Annotated in this window: 17 protein-coding genes; 8 read left to right on the top strand and 9 right to left on the bottom strand. The window is 49.6% G+C overall.

The features are described from left to right. Positions 1-118 precede the first annotated feature (118 nt). Positions 119-676, bottom strand: a complete 558-nt coding sequence (locus tag IKQ95_10280; GenBank protein ID MBR4197075.1) for an NAD(P)H-dependent oxidoreductase — start codon at positions 674-676, stop codon at positions 119-121. A gap of 76 nt (positions 677-752) precedes the next feature. On the opposite strand from IKQ95_10280, the gene IKQ95_10275 reads away from it, so the two are divergent. Next, a complete protein-coding gene (locus IKQ95_10275; protein MBR4197074.1) occupies positions 753-1,328 on the top strand; it encodes a hypothetical protein in 576 nt (191 codons plus the stop codon). A 32-nt stretch (positions 1,329-1,360) separates the two neighbouring features. Here the strand turns inward: IKQ95_10275 and IKQ95_10270 are convergent, their stop codons facing one another. Both IKQ95_10270 and IKQ95_10265 read right to left on the bottom strand, forming a co-directional pair. After that, positions 1,361-2,797: a hypothetical protein gene (locus IKQ95_10270; protein ID MBR4197073.1), complete on the bottom strand. Its 1,437-nt coding sequence runs from the start codon at positions 2,795-2,797 to the stop codon at positions 1,361-1,363. Between the two features lie 217 nt (positions 2,798-3,014). Beyond that, positions 3,015-3,899, bottom strand: a complete 885-nt coding sequence (locus tag IKQ95_10265) for a YitT family protein (GenBank protein ID MBR4197072.1) — start codon at positions 3,897-3,899, stop codon at positions 3,015-3,017. A 130-nt stretch (positions 3,900-4,029) separates the two neighbouring features. Here IKQ95_10265 and IKQ95_10260 point away from each other — a divergent pair, with 130 nt between their 5' ends. The 7 genes from IKQ95_10260 (at position 4,030) to IKQ95_10230 (ending at position 12,461) form a co-directional block, all read left to right on the top strand. Further along, a complete protein-coding gene (locus IKQ95_10260) occupies positions 4,030-4,506 on the top strand; it encodes a hypothetical protein (GenBank protein ID MBR4197071.1) in 477 nt (158 codons plus the stop codon). Beyond that, a complete protein-coding gene (locus IKQ95_10255) occupies positions 4,493-5,014 on the top strand; it encodes a hypothetical protein (GenBank protein ID MBR4197070.1) in 522 nt (173 codons plus the stop codon). Before IKQ95_10260 ends, IKQ95_10255 begins: the two co-directional genes overlap by 14 nt. A gap of 108 nt (positions 5,015-5,122) precedes the next feature. Next, positions 5,123-6,499, top strand: a complete 1,377-nt coding sequence (locus IKQ95_10250; GenBank protein ID MBR4197069.1) for a TrpB-like pyridoxal phosphate-dependent enzyme — start codon at positions 5,123-5,125, stop codon at positions 6,497-6,499. A gap of 86 nt (positions 6,500-6,585) precedes the next feature. Further along, complete coding sequence (locus IKQ95_10245; GenBank protein ID MBR4197068.1) at positions 6,586-7,386, top strand: hypothetical protein; 801 nt, start codon at positions 6,586-6,588, stop codon at positions 7,384-7,386. A 38-nt stretch (positions 7,387-7,424) separates the two neighbouring features. After that, the gene (locus IKQ95_10240; protein MBR4197067.1) at positions 7,425-8,996 is read left to right on the top strand and encodes a hypothetical protein; all 1,572 of its coding nucleotides are present in this window, start codon (positions 7,425-7,427) and stop codon (positions 8,994-8,996) included. Positions 8,997-9,551: 555 nt separating this feature from the next. Further along, entirely contained in the window at positions 9,552-11,432 is a 1,881-nt protein-coding gene (gene typA / locus IKQ95_10235) for a translational GTPase TypA (GenBank protein ID MBR4197066.1), read from the top strand. A 99-nt stretch (positions 11,433-11,531) separates the two neighbouring features. Then, positions 11,532-12,461 carry a WG repeat-containing protein gene (locus tag IKQ95_10230; protein ID MBR4197065.1) on the top strand — a complete coding sequence of 310 codons (930 nt, stop codon included), beginning with the start codon at positions 11,532-11,534 and terminating at the stop codon, positions 12,459-12,461. Between the two features lies 1 nt (position 12,462). Here the strand turns inward: IKQ95_10230 and IKQ95_10225 are convergent, their stop codons facing one another. From IKQ95_10225 to IKQ95_10200, 6 genes are all read right to left on the bottom strand, one after another. Beyond that, positions 12,463-14,193 (bottom strand): ATP-binding protein, encoded by a 1,731-nt coding sequence (locus IKQ95_10225; protein ID MBR4197064.1) that lies wholly within the window; start codon positions 14,191-14,193, stop codon positions 12,463-12,465. Between the two features lie 42 nt (positions 14,194-14,235). Continuing rightward, positions 14,236-14,940: a DUF1919 domain-containing protein gene (locus IKQ95_10220; GenBank protein ID MBR4197063.1), complete on the bottom strand. Its 705-nt coding sequence runs from the start codon at positions 14,938-14,940 to the stop codon at positions 14,236-14,238. 27 nt (positions 14,941-14,967) lie between these two features. Then, positions 14,968-17,544, bottom strand: a complete 2,577-nt coding sequence (gene mutS / locus IKQ95_10215) for a DNA mismatch repair protein MutS (protein ID MBR4197062.1) — start codon at positions 17,542-17,544, stop codon at positions 14,968-14,970. Further along, positions 17,541-18,197, bottom strand: coding sequence for a tRNA 2-thiocytidine(32) synthetase TtcA (locus IKQ95_10210; protein MBR4197061.1), 657 nt, complete (start codon positions 18,195-18,197; stop codon positions 17,541-17,543). The genes mutS and IKQ95_10210 overlap by 4 nt, the downstream gene beginning before the upstream one ends. 76 nt (positions 18,198-18,273) lie before the next feature. Continuing rightward, positions 18,274-18,741 carry a hypothetical protein gene (locus IKQ95_10205; GenBank protein ID MBR4197060.1) on the bottom strand — a complete coding sequence of 156 codons (468 nt, stop codon included), beginning with the start codon at positions 18,739-18,741 and terminating at the stop codon, positions 18,274-18,276. A gap of 132 nt (positions 18,742-18,873) precedes the next feature. Beyond that, the coding region (locus tag IKQ95_10200; GenBank protein MBR4197059.1) for a transposase at positions 18,874-19,067 on the bottom strand (194 nt) is incomplete at its 5' end.

The raw sequence follows: 19,067 nt of genomic DNA, 5'->3' as shown, positions 1-19,067 counted from the left end.
CTGACTCCTGACTCCTGACTCCTGACTCCTGACTCCTGACTCCTGACTCCTGACTCCTGACTCCTGACTCCTGACTCCTGACTCCATTATATTATTTTTCATGGCTTGTCAACCGCCTTTAGAGTGATTTCACCAAGTCCGCGACTCTTTCGGCATGATTCAGTGCTTTCTCCCTCATCCGCTGTAATTTCTCGTCATCATGCCTGCTTGCGTAGGACAATCCCCCGCTGTAGACATACCCCGCCCATGTCATTCCGCAGGCTTTCGCGAACTGCTTTAACGGTATCAGGAAGTCATCAACCGGGTAACCCTGCACTCCTCCGGCTGTGTACATTTCTTCCGGCGCGCCTGACGTGAACGACACAACCAGCTTTTTCCCCGTGAGAGCCTTCCCCTTTGAGCCGTGCGAAAATCCATGCACGAATACTTCCTCCATCCATTTGTGCATCAGCGACGGGACTCCGTACCAGAAGAACGGAAACTGAAGCACAATAACGTCCGCATTCCTGAGTCTGTCCTGCTCGCGCTGAATGTCGAATTTCCATGAGGGATATTCCGAGTCGAGGTATACATATTCCGCAGGCATTATCTCTTCAAGCCGCGAGAGTATTATTTTGTTGGCGAATGAATTTCCCTGAAGGTCTGTGTGTCCTGAGACTACCAAAATTTTTGTCATGGTCAATCCTCCTTGCACCGATAATTATACAGCCTGTGCTACAATAATTTATCCCAATGAAAGAAGTGATGACGCAATGAAACATTCCGTGAAATTTATCGCCGCTACCGTTATTGTCATGGTGATTGTGAGCCTGTCAGCGCAAGTTTCAGACGCAAAGAAGAAGCGCAGAGTCTCAAAATCCCGCAAGCCCGCCGCAGAATCTCAGAGTCAGCAGAAATCTTCCCGGCTCGATTCGCTCATAGGTGTGTGGAAAGGTTCAGGCACAGGCACAGGCACTGACCCCCGTCAGCCCGGCGCAGATGTCTCACTCAATGCCGATGACGTGAAACTCACAATTGAGAGCGTGAAATATTCTGAGAGTTCCGGCGAAGGAAGAGCAGATGTCATTTTCACGGGTGTAATCACTAACGTTCAGGGCGAAATTGTATGCCAAAGAACATGGGAGTATGCCGTTCCCTATGACATGAAGCGCGAGGGCGAAAACTCATGGAGCTTCAGCACGGAATTTATTGACGGCGAGGACAAAATCACCCTGTCTTTCATGCCGGGAAATTCTGCCCTTATCCGCTGGGAAGGTTTCATTGCTGACGAGAATTATACGGACGAGAAATATACTTTTGATGTTACGTGCAGTGCTGAGAAAAATTAACCCCCCTGAAATTTTCACAGAGGGGAGAATATTTATTCCTTCAGCGTTGGCTTGTTCTGAAGCAATGCGCTTCCGTTCCTGGCAAATGTTATCGTCATCGGCTCTATAAACCTTCCGAAAAACGCCGCGGCCTCGCTGTCGTTCATTTTCAGCTCCAATTTTGTCAGCGCACGGTTCAGCACCGAGAATATATTTATCTTGCTCAAATATCCCTCCTCTATCTCGCGTATAACTTCCTGCAAAACAATTTCTGTCTTCAGCTCAAGATTCCCCGCCCCGAAATATTCATCTATGTACAGAAACGGAACATCATTATTCTGCAATCTTTGGTAATATGACTGAGAGCAGTTATCATATTCAAGCATTACCATGAATTTCACCTCCGGCGTAAGCTCGATTAACGGCCAAAAATCACAGTCGCTTGATATTATTATGGCCGAGTCGATCGGAGTCCCTTCCGCTTTCATGCGCTCAAACTCACGGTAAAATTTTATCGTCAATGCTACGTCTACTGCTGACTTATCATCTTTCACGCGGTCTGTCATGTAGTACTCAAGCGGCAAATTTTCATTCCGCCTCAATGCCCGCCACTGTGAAGAGGTATGCTCATCATCAACAAGAATAATTTTCGCGACTTTCCGCACAAGATTCCGCCGGGATAATTCTTTCATTATGCCTATAACTTTGCAGGGGTCAGCGTTTTCACAGTCAACCGCAACAAGAACCCTCTGAGCCTGCGCGAAAAATTCCCCCGGGTCATCAATGGCCGAGTCTCCCGCCTCCGTAACTTTGCTCATGTCGTAGAATTTATCCCTGTTCCGCTCGTACAATATCGGGAGAAATTTTGCGTCGTCCCGCAGAATATTGCCGTCCCTGTCATCGGGACTCCAGTTGATATAAGCCTGGTAGGGGAAAAAGTCCCGGCACTCGTAATAGACTCTGGCGGCCTCGCGGTTTCCGTCTACGGTGTTCCCCCTGCTGATGAAAAATAAATTGCGGATGTAGATCCATTTCACCCACGAGGGAATAAACTTCTGGCAGTTAGGGACATGCGGCAGTAAATAGTTGTGAACGTCAACAATATAATCCTCCGGCCTGCGTCTTGGCCTGACGATAGATATTCCGTCAGATTCGAGGGACTGCAATATATCCGGCGGAACAAGGTCAGGCATTGAGTCAATATTTTTCACGTCTGCATTCATCTCGGTGCATATGGCTTTGAAGTTGCGCTGTAATTTCGTCCTCAGCCGACAAAGACTCCTCACGATTCGCGCTTCCTTGTCGGCGTTAAGCTCCTCATACACAGAGCGGTAAAACGGAGGATTCATATTCTCGCCCTGCTCAAGACCGAAATATTTTCCGTCAACGCCTATAAGATATGCCACTCGTGAGACGATATTTTTCTTGGAGTGCTGAGACTCTGCCGTACGCGCCGAATCCGCCGGGAGATTTCCCGAAAAAGTCTGCAATGATGCTCTCTTCTCCTCGTCCAATAAACTGCCTATGCTGAAATCACTCGTAGTAATCACTCCTCATCATGAAAATTTCTGCCCTCCGCGCCCCCTCCGTCAGCGACCCCTCCGGCTTTCAGCCACCTCCCCTTACGCAAGGGAGGCGAGAATCCCCGGCGAGTCTCTCGTCCCCCCTGCCAAGGGGGGAGGGAGCGACAGCGGAAGGGGGGTAGCCCTACAGTGAACGCCAGCTCTTGAAGCCCTGCCCTAATACTTCAGCCGCGTCGCAGATTGATACAAATGCGTGCTCGTCATGCTCCTTCAGAAAACGTTTCAGGATTACGACCTGCCGCGGGTCAAGTAGCGTAATCAATACCTGCCTCGGCTGACCCGTGTAGCCTCCCCTGCCCTCAAGACGTGTAACACCCCTGCCGTGATCGTTGATGAATTTGCTGACCTCATCGGGCTTGTTTGTGATGATGATGGCCTGTTTCCGCTTGTCGAAACTCCGCGTAACATTGTCCGTTGTGACTCCGTTGACGTAGAGTCCCACAGCACCGTAGACAGCCGACTCAAGTCCCACAATCCCGACAGACAGCGCGATGATTATCATGTTGACGAAAATCGAGAACTGCCCGACTTCTATCCCGTAACGCCGTCTCAGTGCCGCCGCAATAATGTCCGTCCCTCCGCTTGACCCGCCTATGTTGAACATCATCCCGCCCGCAAAGCCCTTTATGAGTCCTGTTATGACAGTGGCCATGAATTTATCATCGGGAAGGCTCAGAGGGTAAAGCGCGAAAACTGACAGCCCCGCCGAAAACGTAAATATAGAAATCAGAGTCAGGCCGAGAAAATGAAGGTTCAAGTCCCGCCATGCCCATATCATAAGGATAATATTCCCGGCGAGTATTACCCAGTTCGGCGAGATTCCGAAAGCATAATTCGTGAGGACGGCAATCCCTGACACACCTAAATCCGGGAAGCGGTAGTGAAGCGTAAAATAATTCACCGCGAATGCCTGAAGGAGGCTTGCGAGTATGATAACGGTTACGGCTCTCCATTCTGATGTGATTAGGGCGTAAGCGAGCGTGAAAAATTTGCGTACTGATTTTGTCATTTTGCGCGTAAAATTCCCTCCCTGTGCCAAAAATTTTTGTGGATAAGAGTATATTAGCACAGGGATATTCATTTGACGGGGCGCGGGCGTAATGTAGAATATTCACATCCACATGAAAGGAGGCAGCATTATGGCAAGCGATGACGTTGCGAGGATTGAAGCGTTACTGAGGGAGCATTTTGCGCGGACGGACAAGCAATTATCAGACATGAGGGCGGATAACGCTGAATTTCGCGCTGAAATGGTAAAACTGCATAATGACTTTGCGGAGAAGCAGAACGAAAAATTTGACGCGTTTGCAGAGAAGCAGGATGCAAAATTTGAGGCGTTCACGCAGAAGACGGACGCAAAATTTGAGGCGTTCTCAAAAGAAATCAGGAAGGACATTACGGAGCTGAAATCGGAAGTAGTAGAGCTAAGAATGGATGTTACCGGGCTGAAGCATGATGTTGCGGGGCTATATCACTGGAACTATTGGACGCTCTCAATAATTATCGCGGTTGTGGCAATGCCTCAGATTATGGCGGGGCTAAAACATTTCTTTGTGTCAGCGGCGGAGATTGTCGCGGCAGTTATAGGAGTCTTCCGCAAAAATGACAAGGCATAATCATGTTCCCATGAAAGCAGGCAGAGCGGTGAAGAAATTTCTTGCGGTGCTGATGATTGCGGTATGCGCTCCGGCTTATGCGCTTGAGCTTCCCGAAAACATTGGCGAATGGCATTCCGTCAGCAAATATATTTTCCCACTCATCACAGAATACAATCAAGAATCACAAGGCACAGTAACTTACATGACATACCAGCGAGAATCCCCGCCCGGCTTCATTGAGACCATACTCAGCGAGGGCGCAGGGGCAGGAAGTCTCTATATCCCCCCGGAAGTGAACACCGACAAAGGAATGATGCCGACTGACTCAGGCTTCGAGCTGCTGAAAGTATCCGGCCATGACGCAATAATAGAGTCCCGGCCATTTATGCCGCTTGTGCTTGCCGTAAATGTTGCGGATAATATTACCCTAAATCTTGAAAGCCCGTCAGCAAAAAGAGAAGAGCTAATCAGAATCGCAGAAGATATGTTATCCGTTACACCGTCGGACTCATCCCCTGCCCCGTAAAAATCCCGGCAGGAATCACGGAGCATTAACGCTCAAATATGCTACACAGAAAATTTTGACCCTGCACTATAATAACGCCCATTACGAAAACAGGAGGAAGATTATCACATGGACAAAATGAAAGTCCCCTACAAAATATACTTGGACGAATCCGAAATCCCTTCATCGTGGTACAACGTAAGGGCAGACATGAAGACAAAGCCCGCCCCCCTAATTCACCCGGGAACGCTCAAGCCCTTAACGTTTGACGAGATGAGGCCGATATTCTGCGATGAGCTTATACGCCAGGAGCTTGACGACAATACAGCATACATACCGATTCCCGATGAGATTCTGAGCTTCTACAAAATGTACCGCCCCTCACCGTTAGTACACGCGGTATTTCTTGAGGAATTACTCGGAACTCCGGCGCATATCTTCTACAAGTTCGAGGGCAACAACACATCCGGCTCCCACAAGCTGAACAGCGCAATAGCTCAGGCATATTACGCAAAGACTCAGGGACTCAAGGGCGTAACGACCGAGACAGGCGCGGGGCAGTGGGGTACGGCACTTGCTATGGCGTGTTCGTTCTTCCGGCTTGGGTGCAAAGTCTACATGGTTAAAGTGTCATATGAGCAGAAACCTTTCAGGCGTGAAGTCATGCGCACATACGGCGCGAGCGTTACCCCGTCTCCGTCAATGGATACTGAAATCGGGCGCAGGATTAACGCGGCTCACCCCGGCACAACCGGCTCACTTGGCTGTGCGATAAGCGAGGCTGTAGAAGTCGCAACATCAACAGAGGGCTATAGGTACGTTCTCGGCAGCGTTCTGAATCAGGTCTTGTTGCATCAGTCTGTGATAGGGCTTGAGACGAAAGCGGCCTGCGAAAAGTACGGGATAAAGCCGGATATGATTATCGGGTGCGCGGGAGGCGGCTCGAATTTGGGCGGGCTGATTTCTCCGTTCATGGGCGAAAAGCTCAGGGGCGAGGCGGATTACAGGATAATAGCTGTAGAGCCTGCGAGCTGTCCGAGCTTTACGCGGGGGAAATTCGCGTATGACTTCTGCGACACCGGGAAGGTCTGCCCGATGGCGAAAATGTACACTCTCGGCCATGACTTTATACCGTCAGCAAACCACGCGGGCGGCCTGCGCTATCACGGAATGAGCAGCATACTTTCTCAGCTTTACCACGACGGAATGATGGAGGCCGTAGCTGTAGAACAGACGAGCGTATTTGAGGCTGCTGAAATGTTCGCACGGGTTGAAGGGATTTTGCCGGCTCCTGAAAGCGCACATGCGATTAGAGTCGCGATTGATGAGGCTCTGAAGTGCAAAGAGTCGGGCGAGGAGAAGACGATAATTTTCGGGCTGACTGGCACGGGATATTTCGACATGACCGCGTACGAGAGGTACAACGACGGGACAATGACCGACTATATTCCGACGGACGAGGATTTAGCGAAAGGGTTTGCGGGGATTCCTGCTGTGAATCTGTAAGCGTTCAAAGCTGAAAACATTACGGCAGGTTTTGCGTGTTAAGATAATGCGCGAGACCTGCTTTTTTGTTGGGAGTGATAATTGTCGTGTCTCGTAATTTCGGGATAAGGTTTGCGCTTGTTGTGATGATGATTTTCGTTTGCGGTGATGTCTGCGCTAAATCAGGACAGGAACATATACAGCTATGGGATAGAGTGTTCGGAATTTCTGAGAATGTATCACGGAATAACATTCTCCCTTTGTGGAGAACGGCTCAGGAAGTTATAGATGACATCGGGAATGATTACCGTGATTTGCAGGAAAATTTTTCGTGGTTCACGTGGGGGAATTACGGCCATCGTTTATTGTTTCACTGGGGCTTCAACGCTGACCCTAAATATTATGCGCCTCTCGTGAAACAGATTCGCTCATGCCTTAAAGGTAATCCCAACGCAAAATATGAAGAACGGAAATTCTTTGCGTACCTCATGAGGAACATACAATCCCGCCGTAACAGAAAGCTAATCAATGCCGTAACATCAGTAACAGGAATCCCTACAGCCCGCGGCTATGCGAATGCTATTGCGACAATAATATATGACGTTCACTTGCTGGGAGATTATGAGACCGTGAACACTTCAGCACTGCCGAAAATTGATGACATTGAACGTGATTTGACGGAGAACGGATTTTCACGTCTGATTACGGGCGGTGATAAGTCAGAGAGCCTCGCAGAGATTGACGCGGAATTGAGAGAGTCAATACGTGCCGGGCGCGGAAGGGTCAACAGCAGGCGCGCAATCCTTCTCACTGAGGCCGTGAAGAAATATCTTCCTCAGATACTCAATGAGCGTTTCAAGAAGACACTTGCTGAGAAAGGAATCACAATCACCGTACCTAAATGGTAAAATTATTTTCATCCCAATAACACAAAGGAGCAATCATCATGAAAAGCCTCGCTGCAATAATCCTCATCATAATATCGTTATCATCACCCGTTCACGCTGAAGAGTCATATGACCCGCAGCACACAATGTTAGCGTTGAACATGGCAATAGTCTCAATACACCGAATAATCACAGCGCAGGACAGAATAGTACTTGACCAAGAATACAACACAATCATCAACAAACTTGCGCTGGGAAATATTGAGAGTGATTACGAGATGACCGGGCTTTTCGCGGAATTGATGAATTTCATCACGGGCAAAGGGTTACGGCAGGAAGAGGCGAAAAGATTTCAGGAGCGTTACGACAGGCGTGAACAGAGGCAGATTATTGACGCGCTATCGGGTATTCGTGCATACGGTGGAAATTTATGGAGCTGGCTGGGGAGTCTCGCAACGTCTTGTGTGTCGTCATATTTCAGCTATCAGTCATCAAAGGCGGAACTCCTTGAAGGTCTGAACGATGATTTGTGGCAGTTGAAGAAAGAAGAGATAGAAGACTGCAACGAGTTACAGGTGAAACTGCTCAATTCATCATGGAACTTATTGCGACAGTACAAACTGCCGGATGAGTACCGATTGACGCAGAAGAGCCTTAACGGTTACTACAAGGCCGTGAATGAGTCTGACCCGTCAAAGCGTCTGCGAATGCTCCGTGCGCGTAATGTTGAGCGTAATTTTCAGGTATACCCGCCTTACTGGTATTACCGGGCGAAAGCGGCGCAGGAGGCCGGGAATGATTCGGAGGCGTTAAGCTGCTGGGACAAGTTTGCGGAGGTTTGGCGGCCTGTACTGCGTAATGACCCGTATAAACTTGAGGAGGCCAAGTACAGGGTACAGAGGCTCGCGGCAAACTCAGAGGCTAACCGTGAAGAGATTCGGCGTTTGCTGGGAGTGATTCAGGATAATATATCTGCGGGGGATTGGAGCAATAATCTTTTCGCGGGGGTTGCACATTTCCTGATGGGCGACAAGGACGAGGGTATAGCGTGCGTTGAGGTTAATGTTGATTTCGGGTATGAAGAGTCCGTGAGCAAAACGATTCTTGCTGAGATGAAGAAGGGAGAGCTTGACGCTTTTACGCTGTATGCGTTGCAGGATGACATAAGGAATGCAATCAAGAAGCCTCTGACGAAACAGGCCAAAGTGAAACAGCCTGAAGTTAAGCAACCTGAACCAAAGAAGCAGACTTCAGGAAAACGGCGTGATTTGACAAGAGGAGAAATAGCACAAATAACGGGGAAACACGGTTTTACGATCGATGACGGCAATAGAAAATGGAACGGCTTTCTAGGAACCAAGCATGTAGTTTCATATTATGATAATGACACTCTACTTGGTGCCTTTTTGCATGGTTTGACTTTATATAGGCTGGTGTGTTGTGAAGATGGATTGTACTGGGCTGCGCGGAATTTATATTCGGATCAAGGAGCTTCTATGAGATATAGTTTTATGAGATATGATGAATTGCGGAATGACTCCAAAGTAACGTACGCTTATCTGCAAGAGTTATTCAAAGATTTTCCTTCTGAGGTTGTATCAGCACTGATGGAGCTGAAAGAGCTGGAATAGCAATAACAGCTGAGGAACATACGAAAGGCGGAGGAAGCGACTCATTCCGCCTTGTTTTTGTGTTATCCTCTGTAACGGCAACAATCTTCTCTTCTTGCAGACACAAGATAATCTTCATCAATCTTGATGTCAGTAAAGCCGCCTCTGGCATTGCAAGAGTTACATATCGGTGTTATGTAATACCGTCCATCATTGTCTGGCAGAAAATAACCATCGACAACTTCATAGTCTGTTATTTTAACATGTCCTCCGACTAAAGGGTTCATATTTGTAGGACGCTGGCCACATACAGGACAAGTAGACGGTCTTCTTGTACTACTATTAGCATCCCAATGTGCAATCCAAGATACGCACGAACATTTTGGAGTTACCCATCTTGACGTTCCCGGAATATCTTTTACTTTTACGATAGTTCCCATTATTGAATTTCACCTCTTTTACGTTCAATTTTGTTTAGTATAGCATACGCTTATATTTGCCTCAGCGTTTCAATAAATCAACATGTGCTAAAATTTCCACAAAAAATTTATCACAAACAGGACTGGAAATTTTTATATGCAAGCACAAGACGCAAAGAACATCCGAAATCTTGCCATAGTCGCACACATTGATCACGGCAAAACTACCCTCATCGACTCAATCTTCAGAGCCGCTCAGACATTCGCCGCACACACTCAGGTCGCCGAGCGCGTAATGGACTCCAATCCCCTCGAACGCGAGCGCGGTATCACTATCCGCTCAAAGCCCTGCACAGTTTCATGGAAAGGCTACCAGATAAATATCATTGACACCCCCGGACACGCTGACTTCTCCGGCGAGGTTGAGCGAATTTTGTCGACAGTCGACAGCGTTATATTGATTGTTGACGCGAATGAAGGCCCGATGCCGCAGACTCGCTACGTACTTCAGCACGCATTATCCATCGGAATGAAGCCGCTTGTTTTCATCAACAAAGTAGACCGTGAAGGAGCTGACCCGACCCGCGCATTGAATCTCACGTTTGACTTGTTCTTTGAGCTTGGAGCGAGTGATGAGCAGGCAGATTTCCCGGTTCTTTACGGCTCAGGGCTTAACGGCTGGGCGGTTAATGACCTCAGCAAGCCTCATGAGGGCATGGACGATTTATTTCAGGCGATTATTGATTACGTTCCTGCGCCTGACGTTGACCCGGATAAACCGTTCCTAATGCAGGTAAGTACGCTTGCATGGAATGAGTATGTCGGGCGAATTGGCTGCGGAAAAATATTGCAGGGGCATATACGCAAGGGCGAGCCTTTCACGAGAGTGTCAACAAAATGGAACACTACAGATCATTCCGGCGATGACTGGGAGATTATCGGCCATGAGAACGCAAAAGCCGCGCAGTTATGGGTAACGCGGGGGCTTGACCGCACGGAAGTTGACGAGGTAAGCGCGGGAGATATAGTGTGGATTACCGGGCCGAACGAGATTAATATCGGCGATACTTTCTGCGCTGAAGAAATTTCTGACTCCCCCCTGAAGCCTTTATCCATTGAGGAACCTACCGTATCAATGTTTTTCCTCGTAAACTCAGGGCCTTTCGCAGGGCGCGAGGGTCAGGCGGTAACGTTACGCCAGCTCAAAGCAAGATTACAGCGTGAAATGCACGTGAATGTGTCGCTCAGAATGGAAGACCTAGGACGGCCTGACGGTGTGAAAATTTCCGGGCGCGGTGAATTACAGCTTGGGATTCTCATTGAGGAAATGCGCCGCGAGGGTATGGAGTTCTGCGTCTCAAAGCCTGAAGTAATCGTAGAATATCATGACGGGAAAAAGTTTGAGCCTTACGAGCTTGTTACAATTGACGTGCCGGAAGAATATCAGGGTATAGTGTTCGAGAAAATGACACGGAGAAAAGGCCGCGTGATTAACATCGACAATCCTGACCGGGGATTATTGCGGATTGAGATTGAGATTCCGACAAGGGGATTAATCGGTTACAGGGGGGAATTTCTGACCGACACACGCGGACTCGGCATAATGTCAAACTGTTTCAGCGGCTATAAAGAATGGGCAGGAGATCTCATCACGCGCAATAGAGGCTCACTCGTAAGCATGGACACGGGAGAGGCTACAGCGTACCAGCTCGAAAATTTGCAGAGCCGCGGCGTTTTGTTCATTTCACCGCTTGAGCAGGTCTACAACGGAATGATTATCGGCGAAAATTCCCGTCCGGGCGATATTCCCTGCAACCCGACAAAGAAGAAGCAGCAGACTAATCACCGTTCAGCCACAAAGGAACTCACAACAAAATTGGACGTTCCGCGCCGTATGCCCCTCGAAAAGGCTATGGAGTGGATAGAGTCGGACGAGCTTGTAGAAGTTACGCCGCAGTCAGTCAGACTCAGGAAGGCGATACTTGACGAGCTTGAGCGCAGGAAGGCAAGACGCACAGCACCCGGCACACAGGAATAATCACAGAGAAAATATTTTCCCCTTCATGAAAAAGTGATGGGGAATTTTTTTGACCGTCTACCGTCTATAATATTCCCCGAAAGGACTGATGACTCACTCATGAAGTATAAATTAACCGCCCTGTTCATATTCTCGCTAATACTAGTATCACCGTCATACGCCGCCTACACCCGCCCGGCAGTGTTCGTTATTCCTCCGTCATTCCAGGAAGCAAGAGATTTCCACGAGGGACTCGCCGCAGTGAAGTCTAATGACCGCTGGGGATACATCGACTATCTCGGACGAATCGCGATACCGTTAGTGCATCGTGTCCCGGAGGCCGGAGATTTCGCCGAGGGATTCGCGTTTGTCGGGGATCACTATATCGATACGGAGGGGCAGCCTGCATTTGTCCGCTTTGACCCTGACACGGACGAACGCACAGAACGATTTTTCACGAACGGACTCCCCTTCTCGCAGGGCATGGCCGCCGTACAGGTTGCGGGGCAATGGGGCTACATTGACATGATGGGAAACTACCTTATTCCGCCGTCATTCGAGAGAGCCGGGAGTTTTGCTGACGGCCTCGCGCCAGCCCGGAAAAATGGCCTCTGGGGATATATCGACGTGCGCGGAAGATGGGTCATTCAGCCGAAATTTGTCCGCGCAAGGGAGTTCCACGAGGGACTCGCGGCGGTGTACATTCGCGGCAAATGGGGCTACATCGACAAAGAAGGAAAGTACGCTATCCGCCCTCAGTACACAGAAGCCGGAGATTTCGCCTACGGAGTCGCCCCCGTCAGAACACGCACGACTTACCGCGGCTGGGGCTACATAGGACACTGGAACAACAGAGCAATCCCAAGACGCTACAACAACGCCGGGAATTTCGGGGACGGACTCGCGCCTGTTGCGGCTGATACGCGCTGGGGCTATGTGAATGTCGCGGCAGAATGGGAGATTGCCGCACAGTATGAGGACGCAAGAACATTCAGCGAGGGACTCGCCGCCGTCAAAGTCGAAAAACGCTGGGGCTACATCCGTCAGTGAGTCATTCACGCCCAAAACGTTTCAGCAAGTCATCATTCTTCAGCTCAATCATTACGGGCCGGCCATGCGGACAAACATACGGCTGCTCACACTCATGAAGACTCCGCCACAAGGTTAACGCCTCTTCCCGCGTTAATTTCGTTGTGAGCTTCACGGAGGCTTTACACGCCATTGTCGCCCAAGTCCGCCACAAAATATTTCGTGTGTCTCCGTCATGGCTGTTCTTCAATGCCCGCAGGGATGCCCGCAATAACGCTTCAGGCTCAAAGTCAACATTTCCGATTGCGGGTACTGACTTCAGTTCGACTCCTGAGGCTGTATTCTCAAACTCGAACCCCGAATCTTTCAGGGCTGACTCAAATTCTGCCGTCTCAAGCGCGAGAGTCGGATGAAGAATCACAGGTACTAATAATTTCTGAACGTTCCGAGACTTTTCCGCCCCGGACTTTATCCGCTCATAGTTCACTCTCTCATGCGCCGCGTGAGGGTCAACAATCGTAATCCCTTCCGGCGTGTCATACACAAGATACCCCCCGGAATTTTGTCCCATGAACGAAACATCCGGCAACGGCGAGTCATTCCCATCGTCAGCAAAAATATTAGCCTGCGTAATATCATCATGGTCGGGAGTCTGTGTGCCTGTTATGCGTGATTCGGGATCGCGGAAATTCCATTCCTGACGCTGAGAGGGAGTCTGATTCTTTGGCTGACTGTGAGTCTTGGGCGCGGGATTTATTCTGAGGGGCGAGTCTGCTGTTACGGGGATATAGCCCGGACTGCCGAGACGTTTTACGGCGTTATGCAGCATGGAATATATTTCGTCAGGGTAACGGAATCTGACTTCAGCTTTTGCGGGGTGAATATTAACGTCAACGAGTGAAGGCTCAAGCGTGAAAAACAGTGCCCAGTTCCCTGCAAGCTCGCGGCCTGCTGTGGCAACGGCTGACTTTATGACGGGATCATTCACCGCCCTGCCGTTCACGAAAGACATCACATCACCGCGCCCCGATATACCTGCGCGGGACTGGAACCAGCATTCTAGCTTCATGTGTTCGGACTGGATATTGAGCGTCTGAATCTCTGAACCTTCCGGCCAGATTTTAGCGAGGACTCTTTTACGGTCGCCGCTTCCGTCAGTGCTGAAGATTTCTTTTCCGTCATGCTCAAGCAGGAACGACACAGACGGATTGCACACGGAATATTCACGCATGAATACAGCCGCCCGCCTGAGTTCGCCGGACGCGCTCTTGAGGAATTTGCGCCGGGCCGGGAGTCCTGAGAACAATTCCGAGACCTGAACGCGGGTTCCTTTCGGGCATTTCACGCGGATATGCTCGGAGATTTTGCCGTCATGTGTGCGAATGAGTCCGCCTTCTGAGTCCTCAGCTCTGCGGCTTCTGATTTCGACATCTGCGACAGCGGCGAGGCTTGCGAGGGCTTCTCCCCTGTAGCCCAGTGTGATTATGTGTTCGAGGTCTGATATTTCGCGGAGCTTGCTTGTTGCGTGGTACATCAGCGCGAGGGGCAAATCGTCAAAGGCGATTCCGTCTCCGTCATCCTCAACGGTAATGCGTAATCTTCCGCCGTCTTTGAGGTCTGCGGATATTCGCGAGGCTCCTGCGTCGAGGGCGTTCTCTGTGAGTTCCTTTACGGCTGAGGCTGGGCGTTCTACGACTTCACCGGCGGCGATTCTTGACCAGACATTTTCGGGAAGTGATTTTATTTCGGGCATGACCTGACTCCTTTTGTGGGTGAGATTATGCCCGTAATATTATCACCTCGCGTTGAAGAAGCTCACATAATCCCAGTCATCAAAATTTCTTCTGAATGATAAGCGTGATTTGTACTCAAGCATAAAAGCAAGCTCTATGCCGTCAAGCTCAGGGACTGAGAATCTTACCGCTGATTTCACGCCTTCAGCTTTGCTCCTTGTGAGGATGACTTTGTTTCTGAGCGGGAGCGCGTCAAATTTATACATGGCCTCGGTGTTCGGGCTGCTGCTGTAACAGGTGTCCATGATGAAATATATATTGTCCCAGTGAATACGCTTTTTCCGCTCATCCCATTTTCCTTTTGCCTGTGAAAAATTATCGTAGTGCATGAAACGTATAGATACCCTGTTATCGCCGCTTCCCAACGTACCGACAGGATAATTCACACTGGGATTCACGCATTCTTCAAGCTCGCAGGAAATGTAATACTTCAGGTTTCCGCAGAACTTCACGAAATCTTGAGGCGATATAGCCAAATTAACCGTTGGGCTGTCAAAACGCTGTCCAAGCTCATGAAGAATTACACCGCCTGTGCAGTTATTCGAGATGACCGAGAAATTTTTGTTGGTGAGTCTGTGCCTGTTGATTGTGCGGAGAATGTAACGGAAAATTTTTCTGTAGGCATTGCGGAAATACCTGATAAGAGAGCATAAGAAGCTACTGCTGACTGCTGACTGCATTATGGCGCGGGAATTAATCCCTGTCAACCTCCTTATTACTGGGAATTTTGCTGATTATATCATGCGTGCATTCCGACTCTTTTCCTTCAGCCTGTGAAGAATCTTCAGTGCCTCCATCGGCGTAATATTATCCGTGTCAATCTCGGCTAACTCCTCAATTACTGCATCACTTTCAGGCGACAATAACATTATCTGCCGTCTCAGTGCCGCCTGCGGCAAAGGCGCGGGAATCTCTTTCACCGTAAGGCCGTCTTTCTCGAATATTTCTAACAGCTCAAACGCCCGCCGTAATACCACATCCGGCAATCCCGCAATCCTCGCAACCTCAATCCCGTATGACCTTCCCGCCGCACCCCTGGCGACCTGATGGAGGAATAGTATTCCGTCTCTGCCCTCTGAGACCGTCATGCTGTAGTTCTTCACGCCCGGCAATCTCTCTTCTAGGCAGGTCAATTCGTGGTAGTGAGTCGCGAAAAGCACACGCGATTTTGACGCACCCTGCAAATATTCCAGCACCGCCCACGCTATGCTCATGCCGTCATATGTCGCTGTCCCCCGGCCAACCTCATCAAGAATTATCATGCTCCTGTCTGTTACGTTGTTCAGTATATTGGCCGTCTCTAACATCTCAATCATAAATGTGCTTGACCCTCTCACGAGATCATCCCGCGCCCCTATGCGTGTAAATACGCGGTCAACGAGTCCGACCCTTGCACCGTCGGCAGGAACCCACAACCCCGCCTGCGACATTATCACGATTAGCGCGGTCATTCGGAGCCATGTAGATTTCCCGGCCATGTTCGGCCCTGTCAGGATTATCACACGGCTTTCACGGTCTATATTTACGTCATTAGGGACAAATCCCGCGTCTTTGAGTTCACGCTCAATCACAGGATGCCGCCCGGCTTTTATGTCTATAACGTCAGAGTCATCCACGACAGGACAGCAATAATTTCCCGCCCTCGCGATTTCCGCCCCTGACGCTGTGCAGTCGAGAATACCAAGTAGCCGCGCCGTTAGCTGTAACTCCTTGCTGTGTTCGAGGACGTGAGCGACAACAGCCCGGTACAATTCTGACTCAATTCGTGATATTTCGGCCTCAGCGTTTTTCATTCGCGACTCAAAATTCTTCAATTCCGGCGTAACATATCTCCTTGCGTTTACGAGCGTCTGAGTCTGCCTGAAGTAATCCGGCTGAACAACGAGTCCCAATTTCCCTGCCTCAAGATAATAGCCGAATGCGTTAGTGAATCCTGCTTTGAGCTTGGGAGTCTTTGTTGCTTCCCGCTCACGTTCTACGTATTCAGACAGCCATATATCGCCCTTCTGCGAAATTTCCCGGAGCGATGACAATTCCGCGCTGAATGATGAGCGAATTGTGTCGCCGTTCCCTAACTGGCGGGGGACTCTCTCCTCCAATGCCGACTCTAAATATTCGCTCAGTGCTGAAACGTCCGGCAGTGATTCCTGCAATGACCTTAGCGGACTGGCCAGCGTTATAGATTTTATTCCGGGGATTATGCGTAGGGTGTCGCGGATTGCGCCGAGGTCTGTAGGATTTCCCGTGCCGAGTGCGAGCCGTGATAATGACCGCTCAATGTCCCGCGTTGACGATAAATAGTCTTGAAGCTGTGAGCGTTCGCGTGGAGATGAGACAAGAACGCCGATATATTCCTGTCTCTGTGAGATCGCATTTATGTCCATGAGGGGACGCAGCAGCCAGCCTTTGAGGGTGCGCCTTCCTGCGCTTGTCCTGCACCTGTCTATTGATGATAAAAGTGATACGCTTGTTCCTGATGTTTCGGGGATAAGCTCTAAATTTCTCTGTGCTGACGAGTCTATGCTCATTCGGTCTTTTACCATGAGGGGCGAAAGTTTCAGAACGTCATTCAACGAGCTGAACTGAGTCGCCGTGAGATAGTCCAATGCCGCCCACGCAGGCCCGGTGCATAAATCGCCGTCATTAATCCCGAACCCCTCAAGCCGTGAAGTGTGTAATGCTGATTTGAGCCGTCCGCTTGCGTTTTCGGGCTTGAATGTCTCAGGGGACACAGGCCGGAGATTATAGCCCGTCAGAAATTCGGGGAGAGTCTTTATGTTCGAGGGGTAAAGGATTTCGCCCGGTGTGAATGCTGATAACATTGCTTCCGCGTCCCGCTCTGAGAGAGTCCCGGCCTCTAACAGCCCAGTGTTGACCGACAATAACGCCATAGCAACCCGCCCCCGAACAGGCCAGACTGAAGCAAGGTGCGCCGATTCTCCGGCCTCATCATCAGGAAGGTACGTACCCGGCGTAACTACGCGGATGACTCTGCGCTCTACGATTCCTTTTGCTGACGGTTCGCCGATCTGCTCGCATATTGCCGCACGGAAGCCCGCACGAATCAGCCGATCTAAATACGAGTTCAGCGCGTGATGAGGGATTCCGGCCATAGGAATTTTCTTCTCCGGGTCTCTTGCGGTAAGCGCGATATTCAGGACGGAGGCCGCCTGCTTTGCGTCGTCAAAAAACATCTCGTAGAAGTCGCCCATCCTGAAGAGTAAAAGCGCGTCGGGATATTCTTCCTTGAAGGCTCTGAACTGCTCAAGCCACGGAGTAATTTTTACGTCAGAAGGTATTATAGTCGTCATGATTGCCAGCTTTCAGACTCGGTTAAATTTTGTAGCGCGTGCAATATTTTAGCGTATAAATCCGGAATGTCTTTCCTTAATCCCGCTATATATTCACGGACTCTCTGCCTCTCTGTGTGTCCGGCAAACGGGCAGGGACTCGATATTACAGGAAGATTCAGCCGTCTAACCTCGTCAATGATTGCGGCTTCTGTAGACAGTACCAGCGGACGAATCACAGTAACGCCCGTGCGTGTCATTAGTGATTTTGGCTGAAAACTTTTTGCCCGGCCTGAATGTAGCAGATTCATGAAAAATGTTTCTACAGCGTCATCAAGCGTGTGGCCTAATGCTAATTTGTTGTACCCGTTCTGAGCCGCCCATGAGCTTATTATTCCGCGTCTCATGTTGGCGCAGAATGAACACGGCGATTTTTCCTGCCTCGCGTGAATTATGCCGATGATGTCATGTTCGAGGACTGTATACGGAACGCCGAGAGTCCCGCAATATTCCTGAAGTAGGGAAATTTCGAGTCCTGAGAGTCTTACGGTCAGCGCAGAAAGCGAGAACTTTACCGGGCTTCTTTGCTGTAATTCGCTGAGAGCCTGCAACAATATGAGGCTGTCTTTTCCGCCTGAGAGTCCCACGAGGATTTTATCCCCGCCGGAAATCATCTGCCATTGTGATATAGCTTTGCCGATTCTGCGCCGTAATGAGTGATTTATCTGTGTGAGCATTTTTTGCGGTACATTATACTCTTGCTGATTTCTGCCTCCCGTCAAGATATGCCCGAAGGTGTGCCAGCGCGTAATTTATCTCCTCCGGCAGTGTCTCAGGCGCACCGCTCATATACTGCCGGACTTTTTCTCCGTCAGCAAGAATTTCCCGGACTGATGATTTTTTCCTGCCCATGAGATTTTCTTTCTTCACCGCGTGGAATCTCAGCGAGAAATCTCCGTCCGATTCATATCCCATTGCCGACAATGCCCGCATGATGTTCCCGGCCATGTTCGACAGCATTTTTTGGGCGGTGTCATTGCGAACGTCAACAACAACATAATTCACTCCCAGCACAACAGGAAGTGAATACCGCCACACCGCCGGAAATCTCACGACAGAAGGCCACGCCCTTTTGAGCCGCTCTAATATTTCGACACGCTTCACGGCCTCCGGGAACATTCTCCGCAAGTCTATTCTGAGTCCGTCATCCTCTGTCATGACTCGCGCTCCTGCTACGTAAAAAGTGTAATTCTGTGTTATCGACACTTTTCCGATTATTCCTCGTTCAACCTGTCCCCTTTCGCAACGCTACTAAGGCTTGTCCGACAGTCCAGAGGCTTCAATTCCCGCCTAGCCAACGGTACTATATTTCTTACAGCTTCTCAAATTTAATGCGGCGTTATAATCTCGGTCAATTACTAATCCGCATTCTGTACACTCATATACACGGTCTGACAGCTTCAAATCCTTCTTGATATGTCCACATCGGGAACACGTTTTACTGCTTGCATAAAATCTGTCTACTATTCGCAGTTGTATCCCAT

Source organism: Synergistaceae bacterium (assembly GCA_017540085.1).
GTDB lineage: Bacteria > Synergistota > Synergistia > Synergistales > Aminobacteriaceae > JAFUXM01.
The sequence above is the reverse complement of the archived record's forward strand: the minus strand, read 5'-3'. Positions and strand labels throughout refer to the sequence as shown.